At 62.6% G+C, this 23,826-nt stretch carries 19 protein-coding genes and 1 tRNA gene; 4 read left to right on the top strand and 16 right to left on the bottom strand.

Annotation, left to right across the window (positions count from 1 at the left end; genetic code table 11):
• Nucleotides 1-7 precede the first annotated feature (7 nt).
• From rpsG to parC, 14 genes are all read right to left on the bottom strand, one after another.
• A complete protein-coding gene (gene rpsG / locus ACTTAI_RS02350) occupies nucleotides 8-478 on the bottom strand; it encodes a 30S ribosomal protein S7 (protein WP_055209137.1) in 471 nt (156 codons plus the stop codon).
• Nucleotides 479-490: 12 nt separating this feature from the next.
• On the bottom strand, nucleotides 491-862 hold the full coding sequence (rpsL, locus tag ACTTAI_RS02345; RefSeq protein ID WP_010399029.1) for a 30S ribosomal protein S12: 372 nt from the start codon (nucleotides 860-862) through the stop codon (nucleotides 491-493).
• A 257-nt stretch (nucleotides 863-1,119) separates the two neighbouring features.
• Nucleotides 1,120-1,944 (bottom strand): glycosyltransferase, encoded by an 825-nt coding sequence (locus ACTTAI_RS02340; protein WP_444453991.1) that lies wholly within the window; start codon nucleotides 1,942-1,944, stop codon nucleotides 1,120-1,122.
• A gap of 113 nt (nucleotides 1,945-2,057) precedes the next feature.
• Nucleotides 2,058-6,296: a DNA-directed RNA polymerase subunit beta' gene (gene rpoC, locus ACTTAI_RS02335; RefSeq protein ID WP_444453989.1), complete on the bottom strand. Its 4,239-nt coding sequence runs from the start codon at nucleotides 6,294-6,296 to the stop codon at nucleotides 2,058-2,060.
• 50 nt (nucleotides 6,297-6,346) lie between these two features.
• On the bottom strand, nucleotides 6,347-10,486 hold the full coding sequence (rpoB, locus tag ACTTAI_RS02330; protein WP_444453988.1) for a DNA-directed RNA polymerase subunit beta: 4,140 nt from the start codon (nucleotides 10,484-10,486) through the stop codon (nucleotides 6,347-6,349).
• 237 nt (nucleotides 10,487-10,723) lie between these two features.
• Nucleotides 10,724-11,098: a 50S ribosomal protein L7/L12 gene (rplL, locus tag ACTTAI_RS02325; RefSeq protein ID WP_444453986.1), complete on the bottom strand. Its 375-nt coding sequence runs from the start codon at nucleotides 11,096-11,098 to the stop codon at nucleotides 10,724-10,726.
• Nucleotides 11,099-11,166: 68 nt separating this feature from the next.
• The gene (rplJ, locus tag ACTTAI_RS02320) at nucleotides 11,167-11,682 is read right to left on the bottom strand and encodes a 50S ribosomal protein L10 (protein ID WP_444453985.1); all 516 of its coding nucleotides are present in this window, start codon (nucleotides 11,680-11,682) and stop codon (nucleotides 11,167-11,169) included.
• 222 nt (nucleotides 11,683-11,904) lie between these two features.
• Entirely contained in the window at nucleotides 11,905-12,603 is a 699-nt protein-coding gene (gene rplA, locus ACTTAI_RS02315; protein ID WP_444453984.1) for a 50S ribosomal protein L1, read from the bottom strand.
• A 3-nt stretch (nucleotides 12,604-12,606) separates the two neighbouring features.
• Complete coding sequence (gene rplK, locus ACTTAI_RS02310; RefSeq protein ID WP_444453983.1) at nucleotides 12,607-13,059, bottom strand: 50S ribosomal protein L11; 453 nt, start codon at nucleotides 13,057-13,059, stop codon at nucleotides 12,607-12,609.
• A gap of 81 nt (nucleotides 13,060-13,140) precedes the next feature.
• The gene (nusG, locus tag ACTTAI_RS02305; RefSeq protein WP_444453981.1) at nucleotides 13,141-13,680 is read right to left on the bottom strand and encodes a transcription termination/antitermination protein NusG; all 540 of its coding nucleotides are present in this window, start codon (nucleotides 13,678-13,680) and stop codon (nucleotides 13,141-13,143) included.
• A 174-nt stretch (nucleotides 13,681-13,854) separates the two neighbouring features.
• Nucleotides 13,855-14,037 (bottom strand): preprotein translocase subunit SecE, encoded by a 183-nt coding sequence (gene secE, locus ACTTAI_RS02300; protein ID WP_110804762.1) that lies wholly within the window; start codon nucleotides 14,035-14,037, stop codon nucleotides 13,855-13,857.
• Nucleotides 14,038-14,183: 146 nt separating this feature from the next.
• Nucleotides 14,184-14,259: transfer RNA gene (locus ACTTAI_RS02295), tRNA-Trp, on the bottom strand.
• Nucleotides 14,260-14,450: 191 nt separating this feature from the next.
• Entirely contained in the window at nucleotides 14,451-15,626 is a 1,176-nt protein-coding gene (gene tuf / locus ACTTAI_RS02290; protein WP_013065894.1) for an elongation factor Tu, read from the bottom strand.
• A 254-nt stretch (nucleotides 15,627-15,880) separates the two neighbouring features.
• Nucleotides 15,881-18,139 carry a DNA topoisomerase IV subunit A gene (gene parC, locus ACTTAI_RS02285; protein ID WP_444453979.1) on the bottom strand — a complete coding sequence of 753 codons (2,259 nt, stop codon included), beginning with the start codon at nucleotides 18,137-18,139 and terminating at the stop codon, nucleotides 15,881-15,883.
• A 108-nt stretch (nucleotides 18,140-18,247) separates the two neighbouring features.
• Between parC and ACTTAI_RS02280 the strand changes: the two genes are divergently transcribed.
• The 3 genes from ACTTAI_RS02280 (at nucleotide 18,248) to ACTTAI_RS02270 (ending at nucleotide 20,927) form a co-directional block, all read left to right on the top strand.
• On the top strand, nucleotides 18,248-19,087 hold the full coding sequence (locus ACTTAI_RS02280; protein WP_444453977.1) for an SDR family NAD(P)-dependent oxidoreductase: 840 nt from the start codon (nucleotides 18,248-18,250) through the stop codon (nucleotides 19,085-19,087).
• 155 nt (nucleotides 19,088-19,242) lie between these two features.
• Nucleotides 19,243-20,001, top strand: coding sequence for an electron transfer flavoprotein subunit beta/FixA family protein (locus ACTTAI_RS02275; protein ID WP_444453976.1), 759 nt, complete (start codon nucleotides 19,243-19,245; stop codon nucleotides 19,999-20,001).
• Nucleotides 20,001-20,927: an electron transfer flavoprotein subunit alpha/FixB family protein gene (locus ACTTAI_RS02270; RefSeq protein ID WP_444453974.1), complete on the top strand. Its 927-nt coding sequence runs from the start codon at nucleotides 20,001-20,003 to the stop codon at nucleotides 20,925-20,927. The genes ACTTAI_RS02275 and ACTTAI_RS02270 overlap by 1 nt, the downstream gene beginning before the upstream one ends.
• 65 nt (nucleotides 20,928-20,992) lie before the next feature.
• Here the strand turns inward: ACTTAI_RS02270 and ACTTAI_RS02265 are convergent, their stop codons facing one another.
• Complete coding sequence (locus ACTTAI_RS02265) at nucleotides 20,993-21,814, bottom strand: DUF6473 family protein (RefSeq protein WP_444453972.1); 822 nt, start codon at nucleotides 21,812-21,814, stop codon at nucleotides 20,993-20,995.
• Nucleotides 21,815-21,988: 174 nt separating this feature from the next.
• On the opposite strand from ACTTAI_RS02265, the gene ACTTAI_RS02260 reads away from it, so the two are divergent.
• Nucleotides 21,989-22,864, top strand: coding sequence for a 3-hydroxybutyryl-CoA dehydrogenase (locus ACTTAI_RS02260; protein ID WP_444453970.1), 876 nt, complete (start codon nucleotides 21,989-21,991; stop codon nucleotides 22,862-22,864).
• 78 nt (nucleotides 22,865-22,942) lie between these two features.
• Here ACTTAI_RS02260 and ACTTAI_RS02255 read toward each other — a convergent pair whose 3' ends face one another.
• Nucleotides 22,943-23,794 carry a lysophospholipid acyltransferase family protein gene (locus tag ACTTAI_RS02255; protein WP_444455687.1) on the bottom strand — a complete coding sequence of 284 codons (852 nt, stop codon included), beginning with the start codon at nucleotides 23,792-23,794 and terminating at the stop codon, nucleotides 22,943-22,945.
• Between the last annotated feature and the right edge of the window lie 32 nt (nucleotides 23,795-23,826).

Here is a 23,826-nt window from a genome sequence, read left to right as displayed (position 1 = left end):
TGACCCCTTACCAGCGGTAATGGCTGAACGCTTTGTTCGCGTCGGCCATCTTGTGGGTATCTTCGCGCTTCTTCACCGCCGAACCGCGCGAGTTCATGGCATCGAGCAGCTCGCCAGCAAGGCGCTCTTCCATGGTGTTCTCGTTGCGGTTTTTGGCGGCGTTGATCAGCCAGCGGATCGCCAGCGCCTCACGGCGCGACGGACGCACTTCGACCGGCACCTGGTAGGTGGCACCGCCGACGCGACGCGAGCGGACTTCGACCGAGGGCTTCACGTTGTCGAGCGCTTCGTGGAACACTTCCACCGGAGCACGCTTGGCGCGGCCTTCGACGCGCTCAAGCGCGTTGTAGACGATCCGTTCCGCGACCGACTTCTTGCCGTCGATCATCAGGTTGTTCATGAATTTGGTCAGCACGCGATCGCCATATTTGGCGTCGGGCAGCACTTCGCGCTTTTCAGCTGCGTGACGACGAGACATCTGGTGATCTCCTTATTTCGGACGCTTGGCGCCGTATTTCGAACGACGCTGGCGACGGTCTTTGACGCCTTGGGTATCCAGCACACCGCGCAGGATGTGGTAACGGACACCCGGAAGGTCTTTCACCCGGCCGCCGCGGATGAGCACGACGGAGTGCTCTTGCAGGTTGTGCTTTTCGCCCGGGATGTAGGAGATGACCTCGAAGCCATTCGTCAGGCGGACCTTGGCCACCTTACGCATAGCGGAGTTCGGTTTCTTCGGCGTCGTGGTGTACACGCGCGTGCACACGCCCCGTTTTTGCGGGCACGACTGAAGGTGCTGCGACTTGCTGCGCTGCACCTTGGGCTGCCGCGGTTTGCGGATCAGCTGCTGGATCGTCGGCATTCGGTTCCCCGTTCTGCTGTCAATACTCGCACCCCTGCGGGTGCGCCACTTCTCGACGACATTCCGCGCCCATCGCGAAACGCCAAAACCGTCCGGGCCACCCGAAGGCTGCCGAACGGGCGATATCCAGAGGAGCGGGTTATGGGACCCGGACCATCACCACTGAAGATCGAATACCGGCGGGCAGGTCTGTCCGCAGGATGGCGCGGCTATAGGGGGTTGCGCCCCCCTTGTCAACCGCAGTGCCCCGCGCGGGTTCAGGTGCCGGTCATCAGGGTCTCGATCCTGTCGAAATCGAAGCCGAATTTCTGGCTCAGAAGCACAGCCGCCCGTTTCGGCTCGACCGGCTCCATCGAGCCCGAGAAATGCGGATTCGATTTGTTGTCGCGATGCAGGGTGCGCAGGTAGACGATATCCTGCTGATCCATCCAGGTGTTGTGATACTGGCCCACGGCGCGGTGGTTGTAGGCATAGATGTTGCCCGTGAAAGCGACCGGCGCCAGCAGCGCCGTGCCGATCGACAAGGGCGTGCGCTCGACCGCGCGCTGATAGCTCGTGCCCTTCTTCGAATAGGTCAGGTAAAGCCCGCGATTGAAGGAAATGCCGATCGGCTCGTCCTTCGCGGGAATCATGTGAACCTTTTCGGCCAAGCCCCGCAGCGTCGCGATGAAATTCAGGTTCACCGCATCGTCGTCATCCAGCCGGAAGGTGGTGCGATGAGTGAAGCCCGCGCTTGAGACTTCGCCGAAAGCCTCGCGGATGCCCTGATAGTGGTTCATCGGCGGCTTTTCGACGATCCGCACGAAGGGCAATCCCTCCAGAAGCTTGTCCAGCCGCTTGCGCCATTTCTTTGGAAAATCCTGCGATACAAGGAAGATGCAGGTGAAATCCTGATCGGTCTGCGCTTTCAGTGTCGGCAGGCAGATGCCCTCGAACAGGCGGAACCGGCGTTCCAGCCGGGATTCGTCGAACAGGAAGGCCTTCATGTCCTCGATGGTGTCGAAGCCGGGGTAGAAATCGCCGGTGGTGACAAAGGAAAAGCGGATCAACCCGACGATCTGGTTGCGAAATTCTTCCGACAAGACACTAGCTCCCGTTCTGACGGGGGCAGGATTTCCACTTCGGTCCCGGGGGTCAAGGCAAAAGAAAACCCCCGCGCAGCGGACTGCGCGGGGGCTTTCATCATATCAGACGATCACTCGCGGCTTTCCGGGGTTTCCACCGGGCCGAAGTCGTCGTCGCCATAGGCCGTATCGATCGGCGCCGCCAGCGCGGCGGCATCGATAGCCTCGGCGCGGCGGGCCTCGATGACCTTGCTGTCGCGCTCGGCCGCGATCTTGCGCACGCGGGTGGTGGCGCCACCCGTGCCAGCCGGGATCAGACGGCCGACGATCACGTTTTCCTTCAGGCCGACAAGCTTGTCGCGCTTGCCCTGCACCGAGGCTTCGGTGAGCACGCGGGTCGTTTCCTGGAACGAGGCCGCCGAGATGAAGGACCGCGTCTGCAGCGAGGCCTTGGTGATCCCGAGCAGCACCGGCTCGCCCGTCGCCGGACGGCCGCCACGGGCTTCGACCTTCGCATTCTCTTCGTCGAACTCCGACTTGTCGATGTTCTCGCCCTTGAGAAGCGTGGTGTCGCCACTGTCGAGGATCTCGATCTTCTGCAGCATCTGCCGCACGATCACCTCGATGTGCTTGTCGTTGATCTTCACGCCCTGCAGTCGATAGACGTCCTGCACTTCGTCGATGAGGTAGTCGGCCAAGGCCTCGATCCCCATGATGCGCAGGATGTCATGCGGCGCCGGGTTGCCGTCCATGATGTAGTCACCCTTCTGCACGAAGTCGCCTTCCTGCACCGGGATGTGCTTGCCTTTCGGCACCATGTATTCGACCGGCTCCAGCCCGTCTTGCGACGGCTCGATGGTGATGCGGCGCTTGTTCTTGTAGTCCTTGCCGAAGCGCACATAGCCGTCGAGTTCAGCGATGATCGCGTGATCTTTCGGGCGACGGGCTTCGAACAGTTCCGCCACGCGGGGAAGACCCCCGGTGATGTCCTTGGTCTTCGCACCTTCGCGCGGGATCCGCGCCACCACGTCACCGGCCTTCACGTCCTGACCGTCTTCGATCGACAGAATCGCGTCGACCGACATCGGATAGGTCACCGGGTTGCCCGCATCGTTGCGGACCGGCTCGCCGTCCGCGTTGACGATGATGATTTCCGGCTTCAGATCGTTGCCCTTCGGCGCCGAGCGCCAGTCGGTCACGATCTTCTGCGTCATGCCGGTGGCTTCGTCGGTCTCTTCGCGCACCGCAATGCCCGAGATCAGGTCGACGAATTTCGCCACACCGGCCTTTTCGGCGATGATCGGCAGGGTATAGGGGTCCCATTCGAACAGTTTGGTGCCACGTTTCACCGTGTCGCCATCCTTGACGAATATCTTCGAACCGTAGCTGAGCTTGTGGCTCGCGCGTTCCTCGCCCTGATCCGAGACGATCGCCAGCTGCATGTTGCGGCCCATGACGATCTGCTCGCCCGCGTCGTTGATGAGCAGGTTGGCGTTGCGGAACTCGATCTTGCCCTCTTGCGAGGCTTCAAGGAACGACTGCTGACCGCCCTGCGCGATACCGCCGATGTGGAAGGTCCGCATCGTCAGCTGCGTGCCCGGTTCCCCGATCGACTGCGCCGCGATGATACCCACCGCTTCGCCCTGGTTCACCAGCGTGCCGCGCGCCAGATCGCGACCGTAGCAGAGCGCGCAAACGCCCTCTTCGGCCTCGCAGGTCAGCGCCGAACGGATGCGGATCGACTGGATCGCATTTTGCTCGATCAGGTCGGCCTTGCGTTCGTCGATCAGCTCGTTCTTGCGCACCAGCACCTCGTCGGTGCCCGGAACCAGAACGTCATCGGCAGCCACACGGCCCAGCACACGTTCGCTGAGCGGCGCGACGACTTCGCCATCGTTCACGGCCGCCGAAGCGGTGATCGCGCGTTCGGTGCCGCAATCGTGCGAGCGCACGATGCAGTCCTGCGCCACGTCCACCAGACGACGGGTCAGATAGCCCGAGTTCGCCGTCTTCAGAGCGGTGTCGGCCAGACCCTTCCGGGCGCCATGGGTCGAGTTGAAGTACTCGAGCACGGTCAGGCCTTCCTTGAAGTTCGAGATGATCGGCGTCTCGATGATCTCGCCCGAAGGCTTGGCCATCAGACCGCGCATCCCGCCCAGCTGCTTCATCTGCGCCGGCGAACCCCGCGCCCCGGAGTGGGACATCATGTAGACCGAGTTCGGCTCTTTCTCGGCGCCCGCATCATCGACGCGAACGGCGGAAATTTCCTTCATCATCTCGGCCGCGACGGCATCCGAGCATTTCGACCAGGCATCGACGACCTTGTTGTACTTCTCACCCTGGGTGATCAGACCGTCCATGTATTGCTGTTCGAATTCCTTGACCTGATCGCGCACGGCATCGACGATTTCCCATTTCCGTTCCGGAATGAGCATGTCGTCCTTGCCGAAGGAAATCCCGGCCTTGAAGGCTTCGCGGAAGCCCAGACCCATGATCTGGTCACAGAAGATCACCGATTCTTTCTGACCGCAGTAGCGGTAGACGGTGTCGATGACGTTCTGCACGTCTTTCTTCCGCAGCGGGCGGTTGACGAGGTCATAGGGCGCTTTCGCGTTCAGCGGAAGCAGGTTGCCCAGACGCACCCGACCCGGCGTGGTGTCGTAGCGCTTCCAGACTTCGTTGCCCTCTTCGTCGATCTGCTTGACGCGCGCCTTGATCTTGGCGTGCAGGTGCACGGCGCCCGCGTTCAGCGCATGTTCGACTTCCTCGACCGAGGCGAAGACCATGCCTTCGCCGACCATGCCCTTGCGCTCCATCGTGGTGTAATAGAGGCCAAGGATCATGTCCTGCGACGGAACGATGATCGGACTGCCGTTTGCGGGCGACAGCACGTTGTTCGTCGACATCATCAGCACGCGCGCTTCCAGCTGCGCTTCGAGCGACAGCGGAACGTGCACGGCCATCTGGTCACCGTCGAAGTCGGCGTTGAACGCCGAGCAGACGAGCGGGTGCAGCTGGATCGCCTTGCCTTCGATCAGCGTCGGTTCGAACGCCTGGATGCCCAGACGGTGCAGCGTCGGCGCGCGGTTCAGCAGCACCGGGTGCTCGCGGATCACCTCGTCGAGGATATCCCAAACCTCGGGACGCTCTTTCTCGACCAGTTTCTTTGCCTGTTTCACCGTGCTCGACAGGCCCTTGGCTTCAAGGCGCGAGTAGATGAAGGGCTTGAACAGTTCGAGCGCCATCTTCTTCGGCAGGCCGCACTGGTGCAGCTTGAGTTCCGGCCCGGTCACGATGACAGACCGGCCCGAGAAGTCGACGCGCTTGCCGAGCAGGTTCTGACGGAACCGGCCCTGCTTGCCCTTGAGCATGTCCGAGAGCGATTTCAGCGGGCGCTTGTTGGTGCCGGTGATGACGCGGCCGCGACGGCCGTTGTCAAAGAGGGCGTCAACAGCTTCCTGCAGCATCCGCTTTTCGTTGCGCACGATGATATCGGGCGCACGAAGTTCGATCAGGCGCTTCAGACGGTTGTTGCGGTTGATGACGCGACGATAGAGGTCGTTCAGGTCCGAGGTCGCGAAGCGGCCGCCATCGAGCGGAACCAGCGGGCGCAGTTCCGGCGGGATCACCGGCAGCACCGTCAGGATCATCCACTCGGGACGGTTTTGCGATTCGAGGAAGCTTTCGACGATCTTCAGACGCTTGATGATCTTCTTCGGCTTCAGCTCGCCCGTGGCTTCCTTCAGCTCTTCGCGCAGCTGTTCCGCGGTCGCTTCAAGGTCGATCGCCGAGAGCATCTCGCGGATCGCTTCCGCCCCGATGTTCGCCGTGAAGGCATCGGCACCGAACTGGTCCTGCGCATCCAGATATTCGTCCTCGGTCAGCAGCTGACCATAGGAAAGCTCCGTCAGACCGGGTTCGATCACGACGTAGTTTTCGAAATAAAGGATGCGTTCCAGATCCCGCAGCGTCATGTCGAGCATCAGGCCGATGCGCGAGGGCAGCGATTTCAGGAACCAGATGTGCGCGACGGGCGAGGCCAGCTCGATATGGCCCATGCGCTCGCGGCGGACTTTTTGCAGCGTGACTTCAACGCCGCATTTCTCGCAGACGACGCCGCGATATTTCATCCGCTTGTACTTGCCGCACAGGCACTCGTAATCCTTGATCGGCCCGAAGATACGGGCGCAGAACAGGCCGTCGCGCTCGGGCTTGAAGGTCCGGTAGTTGATGGTCTCGGGCTTCTTGATCTCGCCATAGGACCACGAAAGGATCCGTTCAGGGCTCGCGAGCGAGATCTTGATCTCGTCAAAGGCCTTCGGCTGCGCCAGCGGGTTGAACGGATTGTTGTTGGTGATTTCCTGGTTCATCAGATCTTTCCTTGAGTGAGGTCAGAGGGGGGTGGTGAGCGCCGAAGCGCTCACTCTTCCTCCGAATCCAGGAGTTCCATGTTGAGGCCGAGGCCCCGCACTTCCTTGACGAGCACGTTGAACGACTCGGGCACGCCGGCCTCGAAGTTGTCCTCGCCCTTGACGATGCTCTCGTAGACCTTGGTCCGGCCCGCGACGTCGTCCGACTTCACCGTCAGCATTTCCTGCAGGGTGTAGGCGGCGCCGTAAGCTTCCAGAGCCCAGACCTCCATCTCCCCGAGACGCTGACCACCGAACTGCGCCTTGCCGCCCAGCGGCTGCTGGGTGACGAGCGAGTACGGCCCGGTCGAACGGGCGTGCATCTTGTCGTCGACGAGGTGGTGCAGCTTGAGGAAGTACTTCACGCCCACGGTGACCGGACGGGCGAATTGCTCGCCGGTACGGCCGTCGAAGACGATCGATTGGCCCGACTTGTTGAAGCCCGCGCGCATCAGCGCATCGTTCACGTCGGCTTCCTTGGCACCGTCGAAGACCGGGGTGGCGATCGGAACGCCGCCGCGCACCTGTTCGGCGCATTCGACGAAGCGTTCGTTTTCCATCTCGGCAAAGACGTCCTCGTAGGTCTCGTCACCGTAGCCGTGGCGCATTTCCTCGCGCACCGGGGTCAGGTCGCCGTTGCGACGATAGGCTTTCAGCGCCTCGTCGATACGGATGCCCAGACCACGGCTTGCCCAACCCATGTGGGTTTCAAGGATCTGACCGACGTTCATCCGCGACGGCACGCCGAGCGGGTTCAGCACGAGGTCGACCGGGGTGCCATCGGCGAGGAACGGCATGTCTTCGATCGGAACGACCTTCGACACCACGCCCTTGTTGCCGTGACGACCGGCCATCTTGTCGCCCGCTTGCAGCTTGCGCTTCACGGCGACGAAGACCTTGACCATCTTCATCACACCCGGAGGCAGATCGTCGCCCTGACGGACTTTCTCCACCTTGTCATCGAAGCGATGCTCGAGGGCACGTTTCTGCGCGTCGAACTGGTCGTTCAGCGCTTCCACTTCCTTCGCATCGGATTCGTTTTCAAGGGCGAGCTGCCACCACTGGCCACGCGACAGCGAGGCAAGCAGTTCTTCGGTGATTTCCGAACCGGCCTTGATCGAGGTGTTCTTCGGCCCTTTGACCGTCACCTTGCCAAGGATCAGCGTTTTCAGACGCGCGTAGATGTTGCGTTCCAAAATCGCCATCTCGTCGTCGCGGTCGCGGGCGAGACGTTCGATTTCCTCACGCTCGATCTGCAGCGCGCGCTCGTCCTTGTCGACACCATGACGGTTGAAGACGCGAACCTCGACGATCGTGCCATAGGCGCCGGGCGGCAGACGCAGCGAGGTATCGCGGACGTCGGACGCCTTTTCCCCGAAGATGGCGCGCAGAAGCTTTTCTTCCGGCGTCATCGGGCTTTCGCCCTTCGGCGTGATCTTGCCCACGAGGATATCGCCCGGGCCGACTTCGGCGCCGATGTAGACGATGCCCGCTTCGTCGAGGTTGCGCAGGGCTTCCTCGCCGACGTTCGGGATGTCGCGGGTGATCTCTTCCGGCCCGAGTTTCGTGTCGCGCGCCGCAACTTCGTATTCCTCGATGTGAATCGAGGTGAACACGTCATCGCGGTGGATGCGTTCCGAAATCAGGATACTGTCTTCGTAGTTGTAGCCGTTCCAGGGCATGAAGGCGACGACCACGTTCCGGCCAAGCGCCAGTTCGCCCTGATCGGTCGAGGGACCGTCAGCCACAACCTGCCCCTTGGACACGATGTCGCCCACCTTGACGATCGGACGCTGGTTGATCGTCGAGGACTGGTTCGAACGCTTGAACTTGCGCAGACGATAGATGTCGACGCCCGCGTCGCCCATGCCGATGTCTTCGTTCGCCCGGATAACGATACGCGAGGCATCGACCTGATCCACGATCCCGCCACGGCGGGCCATGATCGCAGCGCCCGAATCCCGCGCCACGGTCGCTTCCATGCCGGTGCCGACGAAGGGAGCTTCGTTGCGCAGCAGCGGAACCGCCTGACGTTGCATGTTCGAGCCCATGAGGGCGCGGTTGGCGTCGTCGTTTTCAAGGAAGGGGATGAGCGCCGCAGCGACCGAAACCAGCTGTTTCGGCGACACGTCGATCAGGTCCACCGCATCGACCGGGTTGAGCATGAATTCGCCAGCCTGACGGGTCGAGACCAGATCGTTCACGAACTTGCCGTTCTCATCGAGCGTGGCGTTCGCCTGCGCGATGGTGTGGCGCATCTCTTCCGTCGCCGACATGTAGACGACTTCGTCGGTCACCTGACCTTCGCGCACGCGGCGATAGGGGGTCTCGATGAAGCCATACTTGTTCACGCGGGCAAAGGTCGCCAGCGAGTTGATCAGACCGATGTTCTGACCTTCGGGCGTTTCAATCGGGCACATCCGGCCGTAGTGGGTCGGGTGAACGTCGCGCACCTCGAAGCCCGCGCGTTCGCGGGTCAGACCGCCCGGCCCGAGCGCCGAAAGACGACGCTTGTGCGTGACTTCCGAAAGCGGGTTGGTTTGGTCCATGAACTGGCTGAGCTGCGAGGAACCGAAGAATTCGCGCACCGCGGCCGCGGCCGGTTTCGCGTTGATCAGATCTTGCGGCATGACCGTGTCGATCTCGACCGAGGACATGCGTTCCTTGATCGCGCGTTCCATGCGCAGCAGGCCGACGCGATACTGGTTTTCCATCAGCTCGCCGACCGAGCGCACGCGGCGGTTGCCAAGGTGGTCGATGTCGTCGATCTCGCCCTTGCCGTCGCGCAGCTCGACCAGGCCCTTGATGCAGGCGATGATGTCGGCGCGGCGCAGGGTGCGCTGGGTGTCCGGCGCATCGAGGTCGAGACGCATGTTCATCTTCACCCGGCCGACGGCCGAGAGGTCATAGCGTTCCGAATCGAAGAACAGCGTGTCGAACATCGACGATGCGGCTTCGACGGTCGGCGGCTCACCCGGACGCATGACGCGGTAGATGTCCATGAGCGCGCCGTCGCGGCCCATGTTCTTGTCTGCCGCCATCGTGTTGCGGATGTAGGGACCGACGTTGATGTTGTCGATGTCGAGGCAGGGGATCTCGGTGATACCGTTGTCCAGAAGCGTCTTCACCGAACCGCCGACCAGCTGGCCGTCGCGGTCATATTCGGCCGTCAGCTCGTCGCCCGCTTCGATGTAGATGTAGCCGGTGCGCTCGTTGATGATGTCCTTGGCGCAGTAGCGGCCGAGGATGTGGTCGAACGGCAGCAGAAGCTCGGTCACCTTGGCTTCGTCGAGCCACTTCTTCACCATCCGCGGCGTGACCTTTTCGCCCGCCTTCAGGATCACTTCGCCCGAACCGGCGTCGATCAGATCATAGGTCGGACGGGTGCCGCGCACGCGCTCGGGGAAGAACTTCGACACCCAGCCGCGTTTGCCCTCGGCGCGGAAGGTGACGGTGTTGTAATAGGCATCCATGATGCCTTCCTGATCGAGGCCGAGCGCATACAGCAGCGTCGTCACCGGCAGTTTGCGGCGACGGTCGATGCGCGCGAACACGAGGTCCTTGGCGTCGAATTCGAAATCGAGCCACGAGCCGCGATAGGGAATGATCCGGCAGGCGAACAGAAGCTTGCCCGAGGAATGGGTCTTGCCGCGGTCATGGTCGAAGAACACACCGGGCGAACGGTGCATCTGCGAAACGATCACGCGTTCCGTGCCGTTGACGATGAAGGTGCCGTTCGGCGTCATCAGGGGCATGTCGCCCATGTAGACGTCCTGTTCCTTGATGTCCTTGACCGACCGCGCCCCGGTGGTTTCGTCGACATCGAACACGATCAGACGCAGCGTCACCTTGAGCGGCGCCGAATAGGTCAGGTCGCGGCTCATGCATTCGTCGACGTCGTATTTCGGCTTCTCGAGCTCGTATTTCACGAATTCGAGGATCGCGTTGTCATTGAAGTCCTTGATCGGGAACACCGACTGGAAGACGCCCTGAATGCCCTCGCCGTCCAGCGGCTTGTCGGCATCGCCCGAGCGCAGGAACAGATCGTAGGAGGCCTTCTGAACCTCGATCAGGTTCGGCATTTCCAGAACTTCGCGGATTTTGCCGTAGTAGCGGCGGATACGCTTCTGACCAACGTAAGCTTGAGCCATGCTCGTCGTGACCTTTCGTCTCTTCGCGGGTGTGCATCGTCGGGGCCCGATGCACGCCGCTTGCGAATGGGAGGCGGTTCCATACCTGCCTTCCGTCCCACCGGAAGGCTCCCGAACCGACCCTGCCTTGGAAAAGGGTTTCGCAAAACCCCTTGCCGAGACGGGCATGGCTGGGCTCGGGGAAACCCCGAACCCAGCCTGAAGTTATCTGGTCGGATGCGTGAGCACCCTGCCCGATTACTTGAGCTCGACTTTGGCGCCAGCCGCTTCGAGCTTTTTCTTGATCTCTTCGGCTTCGGCTTTGGCCGCAGCTTCTTTGACTTTGCCGCCAGCCTCGACGAGGTCTTTGGCTTCTTTCAGGCCCAGGCCGGTGATGGCGCGGACTTCTTTGATCACGTTGATCTTGTTCGCACCGGCGTCCACGAGGACGACGTCGAACTCGGTTTTTTCTTCCGCGGCTTCAGCCGGGCCAGCAGCCGGGCCAGCCATGACGACGGCGCCACCGGCGGCCGGCTCGATGCCGTAGTCGTCTTTGAGGATGGTTTTCAGTTCTTGAGCTTGCAGCAGCGTCAGGTTGACGATTTGCTCGGCAAGGGCTTTAAGATCGGCCATTTTTCCGTTCCATTCTGATATAGGGTTGATCCGACGTCGAGATTTCCCGACGAAGGCAGATTGTTGCGTCAGGCGGCTTCCCGCTCCTCAAGAGTCTTGAGGATGCCCGCGATGTTGGAAGCAGGCGCGCCAATGGCACCGGCGATGCTCGAAGCAGGCGCCCCGATGCACGACGCGATTTGAGCGATAAGCTCTTCGCGCGACGGCATGGCGGCGACGGCTTTGACACCGGCCTTGTCCAGAGCGTCCTTGCCCATCGCACCACCAAGAATGTCGAACTTGTCGTTCGTCTTGGCGTAAGCGTCCGCGACCTTGGCAGCAGCCACCGGGTCTTCGGAATAGGCAAGAACGGTCATCCCCGTCAGAAGTTTGGCCATGCTCTCGCAGGGCTTGCCTTCCAGGGCGATCTTGGCGAGCGTGTTCTTGGCAACGCGAACGGACCCACCCACGTCACGCATTTTCGCGCGCAGGTCCTGCATCTGAGCAACCGTCATGCCTTCGTAGCGGGCAACCACCACGACGCCAGAGCTTTCGAAGATTTGGCCGAGTTCCTCGACCACTTTCTCTTTTTGGGCTCTATCCACGGTTACACTCCAAGTGTGGGGGTTTCCCCCCGGCTCTGTTTCCCACGAGCAGACTGCCCGCAGGTCGGGTCCGATCGGTTCCCGAGAGATCGCCCGAGGCAGCAGCCCCGGAAATTCTCGTTCCCCATCTCAGGAAGGACTTATGGGGGAAACCCCCACCCTCCGTCTCGGACAGGACGGGGCGTCACCGCCCCGTCATTCGCCGGTTTCCCGGCAAATTCTTCAGTGGGCGGTGGCCGAGGTCAGATCGACCGTCACGCCCGGGCCCATGGTCGAGGACAGCGACACCTTTTTCAGGTAGGTGCCCTTGGCGCCCGACGGCTTGGCTTTCGACACCGCGTCGACGAAGGCACGGACGTTGTCCGCGAGCTTGTCTTCGGTGAACGAGACCTTGCCGATGCCGCCGTGAATCACGCCAGCCTTTTCGACCTTGAACTGCACTTCGCCGCCCTTGGCCGCTTCGATGGCGTTCTTCACGTCCATCGTCACGGTGCCGACTTTCGGGTTCGGCATCAGGTTGCGCGGCCCGAGGATCTTGCCCAGACGGCCGACAAGCGGCATCATGTCCGGGGTGGCGATGCAGCGATCGAACTCGATCTTGCCCTGCTGGATGGTTTCCATCAGGTCTTCCGCACCGACGATGTCGGCCCCGGCGGCTTTCGCCTCGTCAGCCTTGGCGCCACGGGCGAAGACGGCCACCCGGACGGTCTTGCCGGTGCCGTGCGGCAGTTGCACCACGCCACGGACCATCTGGTCGGCGTGACGCGGGTCGACGCCCAGGTTCATCGCGATTTCAAGCGTTTCGTCGAACTTGGCCGAAGCCGCCGACTTGATCAGCTTGACAGCATCTTCAACCGAGAGGTTGGCCTTGCCTTCGAAAGCGGTCCGCGCAGCGGCCGAACGTTTACCGATCTTGGCCATTGCTTACCCCTTGACTTCGATGCCGACCGACTTCGCCGAGCCGAGGATGATGTTGATGGCGCCCTGAATGTCGTTGGCGTTCAGGTCTTTCATCTTGGCTTCGGCGATCGCCTTCACCTGAGCGGCGGTCACGGTGCCCGCAACCACGTGGCCCGGCTTGACCGACCCTTTCGGACGGTTGCGCTTGCCCACCGGCTTCAGGCCAGCGGCCTTCTTCAGCATGAACGACGCCGGCGAGGTTTTCGTTTCGAAGGTGAACGACTTGTCGGCGTAGTAGGTGATCAGGCACGGGACCGGCGAACCGAGTTCCATTTCCTGCGTGCGGGCGTTGAACGCCTTGCAGAATTCCATGATGTTGATCCCGCGCTGACCCAGCGCCGGACCGATCGGCGGGGAGGGGTTGGCTTGCCCCGCCTTCACTTGCAGCTTCAGCTGCCCGATGACTTTCTTGGCCATGTGGCCTTCTCCTTTTCACTGCCGCCCCACCATGAGGCGAAGTTTAGTGGTCGGGCGGTCACCCGCCTCCCACGCATCAACTCAGGCGGTTTTCGACACCTGAGTGAATTCCAGCTCGACCGGCGTCGGCAGGCCAAAGATCGACACCGTGACCTTCAGGCGGCCCGCGACGTCGTCCACTTCCTCGACCATGCCCGAGAAGCCCTCGAACGGGCCGTCGGTCACGGAAACATTCTCGCCGATCTCGAAGCGAATCAGGTTGCGCGGCGCGACGACTTCGCCGGTCGGGCCCTGACGGTTCAGGATCGTGTTGACCTCGCTGTCACGCATCGGCGTCGGCTTGCCCTGCGGACCCAGGAAGCCGGTGACGCGGTTGATCGAGGTGATCGCGTGATAGCCGCGATCGGTCATGTCCATGCGCACCAGCACATAGCCGGGCATGAAGCGACGCTCCGACGTGACTTTCTTGCCGCGGCGGATTTCGATCACTTCTTCGGTGGGGACAAGAACTTCCTCGATCTCGTCACCCAGGCCCTTGTCGATCACGGCCTGTTTGATCTGCTCGGCGACCTTCTTCTCGAAGTTCGAGAGAACGGAAACCGAATACCACCGCTTCGCCATCAACCTGCCTCTTTCCCCCCGGCGGCGAGCGCCGAAAATTTGTCGATTCAACGGTCATGCCGTTGCTCTCTCAACGAAGAACGGCGCGCATCATTCGAATCGATGCACGCCGGTCCTTGAGTGTCGTGCCCGTTTAGCCTCGGTCGCCCCGTATTTCAAGGGCTTCCATGCGTCTCACATGAACATTGCGGTGACGCCGAAGCCGATCACCCAATCCACGAAGGAAAAGAAGATCGCCGTCAGCATCGCCATGACCAGCACCATGACGGTGGTCAGAACGGTTTCACGCCGGGTCGGCCACGTGATCTTGCCAACTTCCGAGCGCACCTGGCTCAGGAACTGGATCGGGTTTGCCATGCTGCTTCCTCTCATGCGACCGCGCCGAGATACGCGCAGATGCGGCGGATTTCAAGCGCGATGCTGTGCGGCACCGCGGCCTGCCGGAAAGACCGGAAAAGGCGCCGAAGCGCCCGTATCATCCGATCATTTCTGGAAAGATGGGATGGCAGGAGTTGGGGGACTCGAACCCACGACCCTCGGTTTTGGAGACCGATGCTCTACCAACTGAGCTAAACTCCTAGGCCTGAGCGCGTGCTAAGGCACCACGCGGGGGAAATCAAGAGCGATTTGCACGAAGTCGCGACAGTGATGCCGCAGCCTGCCCCTCAACATGCAAAAGGCCGCCCGGTTTGGGCGGCCTTCCGATTTTCCCTTGCGGGAAAATTACTTGATGATTTTCGACACCGCCTGATTGGCGCGTCTCGGGATCATCACTTGATGATTTTCGAGACGACGCCGGCGCCGACGGTGCGGCCGCCTTCGCGGATGGCGAAGCGCAGTTTCTCTTCCATCGCGATCGGGGCGATCAGTTCGACTTCGAACTTCAGGTTGTCGCCCGGCATCACCATTTCCGTGCCTTCCGGCAGCTTCACGGTCCCGGTCACGTCCGTCGTGCGGAAGTAGAATTGCGGACGGTAGTTCGCAAAGAACGGCGTGTGACGGCCGCCTTCTTCCTTCGTCAGGATGTAGGCTTCGGCTTCGAAGTTCGTGTGCGGCTTCACCGAACCCGGCTTGCACAGAACCTGACCACGCTCCACGCCGTCACGGTCGATGCCGCGCAGCAGAGCGCCGATGTTGTCGCCCGCTTCGCCGCGATCCAGCAGCTTGCGGAACATCTCGACGCCGGTGCAGACCGACTTCTTGGTGTCGCGGATGCCGACGATTTCAAGTTCGTCGCCCACGTTGATCACACCGCGTTCCACACGGCCGGTCACAACCGTGCCGCGGCCCGAGATCGAGAACACGTCTTCGATCGGCATCAGGAACGGCTGGTCAACCGCACGCGCCGGGGTCGGGATGTATTCGTCGACGGCCTTCATCAGGGCGTGGATCGAATCTTCACCGATTTCCTTGCTCTCGCCGATCATCGCCTGGTGGGCCGAGCCCTTGATGATCGGAATGTCGTCGCCGGGGTATTCGTACGACGACAGCAGTTCGCGGACTTCCATTTCCACGAGCTCGAGCAGCTCTTCGTCGTCAACAAGGTCAACCTTGTTCATGTAGACGACCATGTAGGGGATGCCCACCTGACGGCCGAGCAGGATGTGCTCGCGCGTTTGCGGCATCGGGCCGTCCGAAGCGGCCACCACGAGGATCGCGCCGTCCATCTGCGCAGCGCCCGTGATCATGTTCTTCACGTAGTCGGCGTGGCCGGGGCAGTCGACGTGCGCGTAGTGACGGTTCGGGGTTTCGTATTCCACGTGCGCAGTCGAGATCGTGATCCCGCGCGCGCGCTCTTCCGGCGCACCGTCGATCTGGTCGTAGGCGCGGAATTCGCCGTAGTACTTCGTGATCGCCGCCGTCAGCGTCGTCTTGCCGTGGTCCACGTGGCCGATCGTGCCGATGTTCACGTGCGGCTTGTTCCGTTCAAACTTTGCCTTTGCCATTTCGGGCGCCTCTGGTTCGGGGGCCGCCGTCGGCCCATTGAATATGGCGCGTTCCCTATTGCCGAAACGGGGAAAAATCAAGCCCGGTTCGCGCAAGGCCGCTTGCCGCGCCAAAGCCCGTCCCCGAAACGACACGTCCGGGCCGCTCCTTGCTTTTCCTTGGCAAAATACGCCCGGGGGTGCGGGGGCGGAGCCCCCGCGCGGGTCGGGCGCGGCAGCGCCCGAAACCCCTCAGGGGAACCGCCAGCCCCCGGTCACGGGAACCGGTTGTCGCGCGGGAATCCGCGCGGCGCCATCCGCCCGGCACTCGCCCGTTTGCCCAGCCATTCCGACAGATCCGCCTCGGTCCGCGTCCGCCCGGCCGGATCCTTCCAGCTCAGCCCCTCCGCCAGACGGAAGGTGATCGCATCGGACAGCCCCCCATCCTTGAACTTCTGCAGCCGCACGCCCTTGCCGCGCGCCATCTCCGGCAGCTCCTCCAGCGGGAAGACCAAGAGCTTGCGGTTCTCGCCGACACAGGCCACCGCATCGCCCGAGGCCAGCCGGCACACCCGCGTGCGCACGCCGTCGCTCATGTTCAAGACCTGCTTGCCGGTGCGGGTCGAGGCGATCAGCTCCTCGGCCGGAACGATGAACCCATCCCCTTCAGACGAAGCCAGCAGATATTTCTCGCCCGGTTTCGGCACCAGAACATGGGTCACTTCGACTTCGTTCGGCATCTCCAGCATCAGCCGCACCGGCTCGCCCATGCCGCGCCCGCCGGGCAGGTTCGCGCCCAGAAGCGTCCAGGCCCGCCCGTTCGAGCCCATCAGCACGATCCGGTCCGTCGTCTCGGCATGCAGCGCAAAGGCCATGCCGTCGCCGTCCTTGAACTTCACCTCGGCATCGAGCGGCTGGTGCCCCTTCATCGCCCGGACCCAGCCCATCTTCGACAGGATCATCGTGATCGGCTCGCGCTCGATCATCGCCTCGATCGGCACTTCCTCGACTTCGCCCGCTTCGGCGAAATCGGTCCGCCGCGCGCCGACCGTCGTCGCCTTGCCCCAGGTCTTGCGCAGATCCTCAAGCTCGGTCGAGATCTGCGCCCATTGCGCGACCTCGGACGCCAGCAGCGCCTCCAGCCCGTCGCGTTCCTTGAGCAGATCCTCCCGCTCGGCGCGCAGTTCCATCTCTTCCAGCCGCCGCAAGCTGCGCAGCCGCATGTTCAGGATTGCCTCGGCCTGCACATCACTCAGATGTACCACCGCGCCCGCCTCGACCGCCCAGTTCTCGGCCATCAGGGCGGCTTTCGGGTCATCCTCGGTGCGGATGATCTCGATCACCCGATCCAGATTCAAAAAGGCAATGATATAGCCTTCAAGCACTTCGAGCCGGTTCGCGATCTTTTCCAGCCGGTGCCGGGACCGCCGACACAGAACCTCGCGGCGGTGATCCAGAAACGCCCGCAGCACCTCTTTCAACGAGCAGACCTTGGGCACCCGGCCATCGATCAGCACGTTCATGTTCAGGCTGAACCGCACCTCAAGCTCGGAGTTGCGAAACAGCATCCCCATCAGCTGCGCCGGTTCGACCGTCCGCGCGCGGGGCTCCAGCACGATCCGCACATCCTCGGCGCTTTCATCGCGCACATCGGCCAGCGCGGGCACCTTCTTCGTCTCGATCAGCTCGGCTAGCCGCTCGATCAGCTTCGCCTTCTGCACCTGATAGGGGATTTCGGTGACGACGATCTGCCATTGCCCCCGCCCCAGATCCTCGAGCGCCCAGCGCGCCCGCAGCCGAAACGCCCCGCGCCCGGTGCGGTAGGCTTCAAGAATATTCGCCTTCGGCTCAACAATCACGCCGCCGGTCGGAAAATCCGGCCCGGGAATCAGATCCACAAGCCGCGCATCGTCGATCTCGGGTTCGGCGATCATCGCAAGGCAGCCATCGACCAGCTCATCCAGGTTATGCGGCGGCACGTTCGTCGCCATGCCGACGGCGATGCCCGAGGCACCATTCGCCAAAAGGTTCGGGAAGGCCGCGGGCAGCACGACAGGTTCGGTCAGCGTGCCGTCATAGTTCGGGCGGAAATCGACCGAATCCTCGGCCAGCCCTTCGAGCAGCGCCTCGGCGGGCGAGGCAAGACGCGCCTCGGTATAGCGGCTTGCCGCCGGGCCGTCGCCATCGATGTTGCCGTAGTTCCCCTGCCCGTCCACCAGCGGGTAGCGCATGGCGAAATCCTGCGCGAGCCGCGCCATCGCATCATAGATCGCGGCATCGCCATGCGGGTGATAGTTCCCCATCACGTCGCCCGAAATCTTCGCCGATTTCCGGAAGCCGCCGGTCGAGGTCAGCTTCAACTCCCGCATCGCATAAAGGATGCGCCGGTGCACCGGCTTCAGCCCGTCGCGCGCATCGGGCAGCGCCCGGTGCATGATCGTCGAGAGCGCATAGGTCAGGTAACGCTCGCCGATCGCCCGCGAAAGCGGTTCGGCATGGGTTGCGGAATTCGGGGTTTCGTCGTCGCTGCTCATGGTCGCGGTGTAATTCGGGACCGGCCCCCGGTCCAGCAGAAACACCGGTCAAAGCCGTTGTCGCGTGACCGGGCTTCGCCTATCTGGAACGAAACACGGGGGATGACGATGGCGAAGACGATCCTGATCACCGGCTGCTCTTCGGGCATCGGTCATGACGCGGCGCATGGGCTGCAAAAGGCGGGCTGGAAGGTGCTGGCCACCTGTCGGCGCGAGGAAGACTGTGCCCGGCTGCGCGCCGAGGGGCTGATCTCCTTTCCGCTCGATCTCTCCGATCCCGCCTCGATCGAGGCCGGTTTCAACGAGGCTTTGGCGCGGGCGAACGGGCGGCTTGACGCGCTTTACAACAATGCCGCCTATGGCTGCCCCGGCGCCGCCGAGGATCTGCCCCCGGGCGCTTTGCGCGAGATCTTCGAAACCAACCTGTTCGGCCTGCACGATCTGACCATCCGCGCGATCAAGGTGATGCGGGCTTACGGCGAGAATGGCGAGGGCCGGATCATCCAATGTTCCTCGGTGCTGGGGCTGGTCGGCATCCGCTGGCGCGGCGCCTATGTGGCGACGAAATTCGCCCTCGAGGGTCTGACCGACGTGCTGCGCCGCGAGATGCGCGACACCGGGATTCACATCATCACGCTGAACCCCGGCCCGATCCCGACTAAGATCCGGGTCAATTCGATCCCGCATTTCGAGAAATGGATCGACTGGAAAGCCTCGGCCCGGCGCGAACAATATGAGACCTCGCTGCTCAAGCGCCTCTATACCCCCTCGGGCAAACCCGACACGTTCGAGCTGCCCTGTTCGGCGGTGACCGACCAGATCCTGCGTGCCCTGACCGACCCGAAACCAAAATCGCATTACTATGTGACCAAGGCGACCTGGCTGGCCGCCATCGCGCGACGGATATTGCCGCTGCGGCTTCAGGACTGGATGTTTTCCAAGGCCTGAGTCGATTTCGCCCAACTGTCTTCGCGACGTGACGTAGCGACACCATCCGGCGTCGTTTTTCATCTGTCTTTTGCTGCGGTCGCATTGTAACAAAATTTCCGATGCAAGAATCCGCCCCCCCGGGGGCGCCTTCGAAACCTAGGGAGACACCGCCGATGAAGGTCCTCGTGCCTGTGAAGCGCGTGATCGACTACAACGTGAAAGTCCGTGTGAAGGCGGATGGCAGCGGGGTCGATCTTGCGAACGTGAAAATGTCGATGAACCCCTTCGACGAGATCGCCGTCGAAGAGGCGATCCGGCTGAAGGAAAAGGGCGTCGCGACCGAGATCGTCGTCGTGTCCGTGGGCGTGAAACAGGCCCAGGAAACCCTTCGCACGGCGCTGGCGATGGGGGCGGACCGCGCCATCCTCGTCGTGGCTGCCGATGACGTGCATACCGACATCGAGCCGCTCGCCGTGGCGAAGATCATCGCGAAAGTGGCCGCCGAAGAGCAGCCCGGCCTGATCATCACCGGCAAGCAGGCGATCGACAACGACATGAACGCGACCGGTCAGATGGTTGCGGCGCTGCTCGGCTGGTCGCAAGCGGCCTTCGCCTCGTCGGTGGAAATCGCGGGCGACAAGGCCAAGGTGACGCGCGAAGTCGACGGCGGTCTGCAGACGATTTCGGTCAAGCTTCCGGCCGTGGTCACTGCCGACCTGCGCCTGAACGAGCCGCGCTATGCCTCGCTGCCGAACATCATGAAGGCGAAGAAGAAAGAACTGGTCGAGAAGACCGCCGCCGATTACGGCGTCGATGTCACGCCGCGCCTGACCGTGGTGAAGACCACCGAACCGGCTGGCCGCGCCGTCGGCATCAAGGTCGGCTCGGTCGACGAGCTGATCGGCAAACTCAAGGACGCGGGGGTGATCTGATGGCTGTTCTTCTGCTTGCTGACGTGAATGGCGGCCAACTGGCCACCGATTCCGTTGCGAAAACCCTTTCGGCCGTGAAATCGCTGGGCGAGGTCCATGTGCTGGTCGCCGGTCAAGGCGGCGAAGCTGCCGCCGCCGAGGCCGCGAAGCTGGACGGCGTGTCGAAAGTGCTGTTTGCGGGCGCCAATGACTACAGCCATGGCATGGCCGAAGCCACCGCCGCGCTGATCGTCGGTCTCGCCTCGGGCTACAGCCACGTTGCCGCCGCCTCGACCGCCGCGGCGAAGAACGTGCTGCCGCGCGTCGCCGCGCTTTTGGACGTGATGATGATCACCGACATCACCGCCGTGATCGACGCCGACACCTTCGAGCGTCCGATCTATGCGGGCAACGCGATCCAGACCGTGAAGTCGGCCGACAAGGTCAAGGTCTTCACCGTCCGCACCGCCACCTTCGGCGCCGTCGGCGCCAGCGGTTCGGCCGCGGTCGAGACGATCTCGGGCGAAACCGCCGCGGGTCTGTCGTCCTGGGTCGAAGACAAGGTCGCGGCGTCGGATCGCCCCGAACTGACCTCGGCGAAGATCGTCGTCTCGGGCGGCCGTGGCGTGGGCTCGCAAGCCGACTTCGCGCTGATCGAGAAGCTGGCCGACAAGTTCGGCGCCGCCGTCGGTGCCTCGCGCGCCGCCGTCGACTCCGGCTTTGCGCCGAACGACTGGCAGGTCGGTCAGACCGGCAAGGTCGTCGCGCCGGAGCTTTACGTGGCCGTCGGCATCTCGGGCGCGATCCAGCATCTTGCGGGGATGAAGGACTCGAAAATCATCGTCGCGATCAACAAGGACGAAGAGGCGCCGATCTTCCAGGTCGCCGATTACGGTCTCGTTGCCGATCTCTTCACCGCCGTGCCGGAACTGGCCGACAAGCTCTGATCCGAGCGACCTGCAACAGAAAGCCCCGCCAGTGGCGGGGCTTTTCCTTTGCGATTCTTGCGGGGTTACAGGAACTTCCGCACCACGGGAATCAGCGCTTCGGCAATCTCCTGATGCACGAGCGGGCCCGGCATCGTCATCGCCGCCGGTTCCTCCATCGGACCGAAATGCATCCCCACCGTACCGGTCGAGCGCGCCGTCACCGAGGGCTGCACCTTGACCAGCCCCTGCGCCAGCGGCGTGATCTCGTCGACCATCGCCTGCGTGATCAGGAGCGGCTCGGCCCCCAGCGAGTCGACCGTCAGCGGGTCGCGGTAATCCCCCAACCACAAAAGCAGCTTCGGCCCGGTCACCCGCTCCAGCAGACCCTTCATCCGCGCGACCCAAGCCGTGCGCAACTCCGCCACCAGCGTCTCGTAGCGATCCGGCGCATAGGCCTGCAGGGTGCTGAGCATGTGCCGGGTAAAGTTGAACTCGGTAAAGTCCACATCGTTGAACACGGCCCGCATGAGGTTCGAGGCGCGCAGGAACCGGTCATTGCGCCGCGGATGCACGGCGTAGAAGCGGTTCGACATGTTCGGCGCACCAAGCAGCTGGATGATCGAGAGCGAGGTCGATTTCGTCGCCTCGGGCAATTGCGGCTCGCTGTAAAAGACATCGATGCCCGCGTTCAGATAGCCGAAGTTCACCACCGGGAAATCAAGACGATCCTCAAGCAGCACCGGCCAGGGTTCGGCCACGAACTTGCCATAGGTTTCACTGCCGCCCATCGCTGCGACGAAGGGTTTCGTCAGATCGCGGCGCGGTCCCCGGAACAGAAGCTTCGACTTGCCATATCGGCATGGAAAATAGTCAAGGGCACCACTGCCCGTGTATTCAAAGGCCATTCATCCCACCTTGTAGATTTCGACTCACCCACAGGAAGAATTGACCGGAAAGCCTTGCCAAAAACCTAAAGAGAAAATTGACACAATCTGGCTATTTTGCGGCGATGGCGGCGCCCCCTTGCCGCGATGCAGCGCCGGGCTTAGACTTGGTCAAATCCGAAAGAAGGAAACGAAATGACGATCTTGACCGTGGGTGTCGTGGGCGCCGGACAGATGGGCAACGGCATTGCCCATGTCTTTGCCCTTTCGGGCTATGATGTGCTGCTCAACGACGTCGCCCCCGACAGCCTTGAACGGGCGATGGGGACGATCGGAAAGAACCTCGACCGGCAGGTGCACCGGGGCAAGATCTCGCACGAGGATCGCGACGCGGCGCTGGGGCGCATCCGCACGACGCTGACGATTGCCGATCTGGGCCAGACCGATCTGATCATCGAAGCCGCGACGGAACGCGAGCCGGTCAAGCAGGCGATCTTCGACAGTCTGCTGCCGCATCTGAAGCCGGAAACGATTCTGGCCACCAACACCTCGTCGATCTCGATCACCCGGCTTGCCTCGCGCACGGATCGGCCAGAGAAATTCATCGGCGTGCATTTCATGAACCCGGTGCCGGTGATGCAGCTTGTCGAGCTGATCCGCGGCATCGCGACGGGCGAGGAAACCTATCGCACGCTTCTGGGCGTGATCGAGCGGCTGGGCAAGACCCCCGCCTCGGCCGAGGATTTCCCGGCCTTCATCGTCAACCGCATCCTGATCCCGATGATCAACGAGGCGGTCTATACGCTTTACGAAGGCGTCGGCAACGTGCAGTCGATCGACATGGCGATGAAGCTCGGCGCCAACCATCCGATGGGGCCGCTGGAACTGGCGGATTTCATCGGGCTCGACACCTGTCTGGCGATCATGAACGTGCTTTATGACGGGCTGGCGGATACGAAATACCGGCCCTGCCCGCTGCTTACGAAATATGTCGAGGCCGGGTGGCTGGGGCGCAAGACCGGGCGGGGGTTTTACGACTACCGCGGCGAGACGCCGGTGCCGACGCGCTGAGATCTGCGGCGGAGCGGGGCTCTGCCCCGCACCCCGGGATATTTTCGGCAAGATAAAGGGGGCCTTTCGGGGCCCTTTTCAGTTTTTCAGCGCAAGCGTCTCGGCGCGCAGATCGGCGAGGAACTGGCGCGGATGTTTCAGCGCCTCGGCCATCTCAGTGGCGGTTTTCGGATGACCGATCACCGGCGATTGCGGCTTGAAAAGCGCGCGCTTGATTTCATGCAGCAGCATCCCCTGCCGCAGCGTCGCCCCAAGCTTGTTGGCGATCTGATAGGCGCGGGAGTTCTTGCCGGGGAAGTAGATCGGCAGCACCGAGGCACCCGAGCGCGCCAGCATCTTTGCGGTGAAGGGGTTCCATTCCCCCTCGATCGCCGGGCCGAAGTAGGTCTGGGAATGCGCAACGGCACCAGCCGGGAAGAGCACGATCACCCCGCCGCGCTTCAGCTGCGCCATGCATTCCGCCCGCATCTTCAGGCTTTCTTCCTGCGCATTCGGTTCATGCGGGAAGGGCACCGGCAGCATGAATTCCTCGATTTCGGGAATTCCCGTCAAGAGCGAACGGGTCAGGATCTTGTAATCCGTGCGCACCTGACCGACCAGCCAGGCCAGAACCATGCCGTCAACGAGCCCGTGCGGATGGTTTGCGACGACAACAAGCGGCCCGGTCGCGGGAATGCGGGCGATCTGCTCGGGTGGGGTCTTCACGTCGATCCCCATGATCTCCAGCGCCTGCGGCCAGAACGGTTGCCCGACCGGAGCGCCGCGGCGTTCGAACTTGCGGATCAGCCGCAGCAGCGTCCATTTCGCCGTCAGCCATTCGATCGTGCGGATCGTGTTCGCCTTCCACGGATTGGTGAACGTGCCCGCATAGGAAAGTCGCTTGATGTCATAAGGCTTTTGCTCGACCTGCATCAGGTCGCCTGGTTGCATGTCGTCCACGACGCATTCCCCTTGCCTTGCGG

Origin of the sequence: Rhodobacter capsulatus (assembly GCF_052363175.1) — a bacterium.
Taxonomy (GTDB): domain Bacteria; phylum Pseudomonadota; class Alphaproteobacteria; order Rhodobacterales; family Rhodobacteraceae; genus Rhodobacter; species Rhodobacter capsulatus_D.
This window is presented reverse-complemented; position numbering and strand designations above follow the sequence as displayed.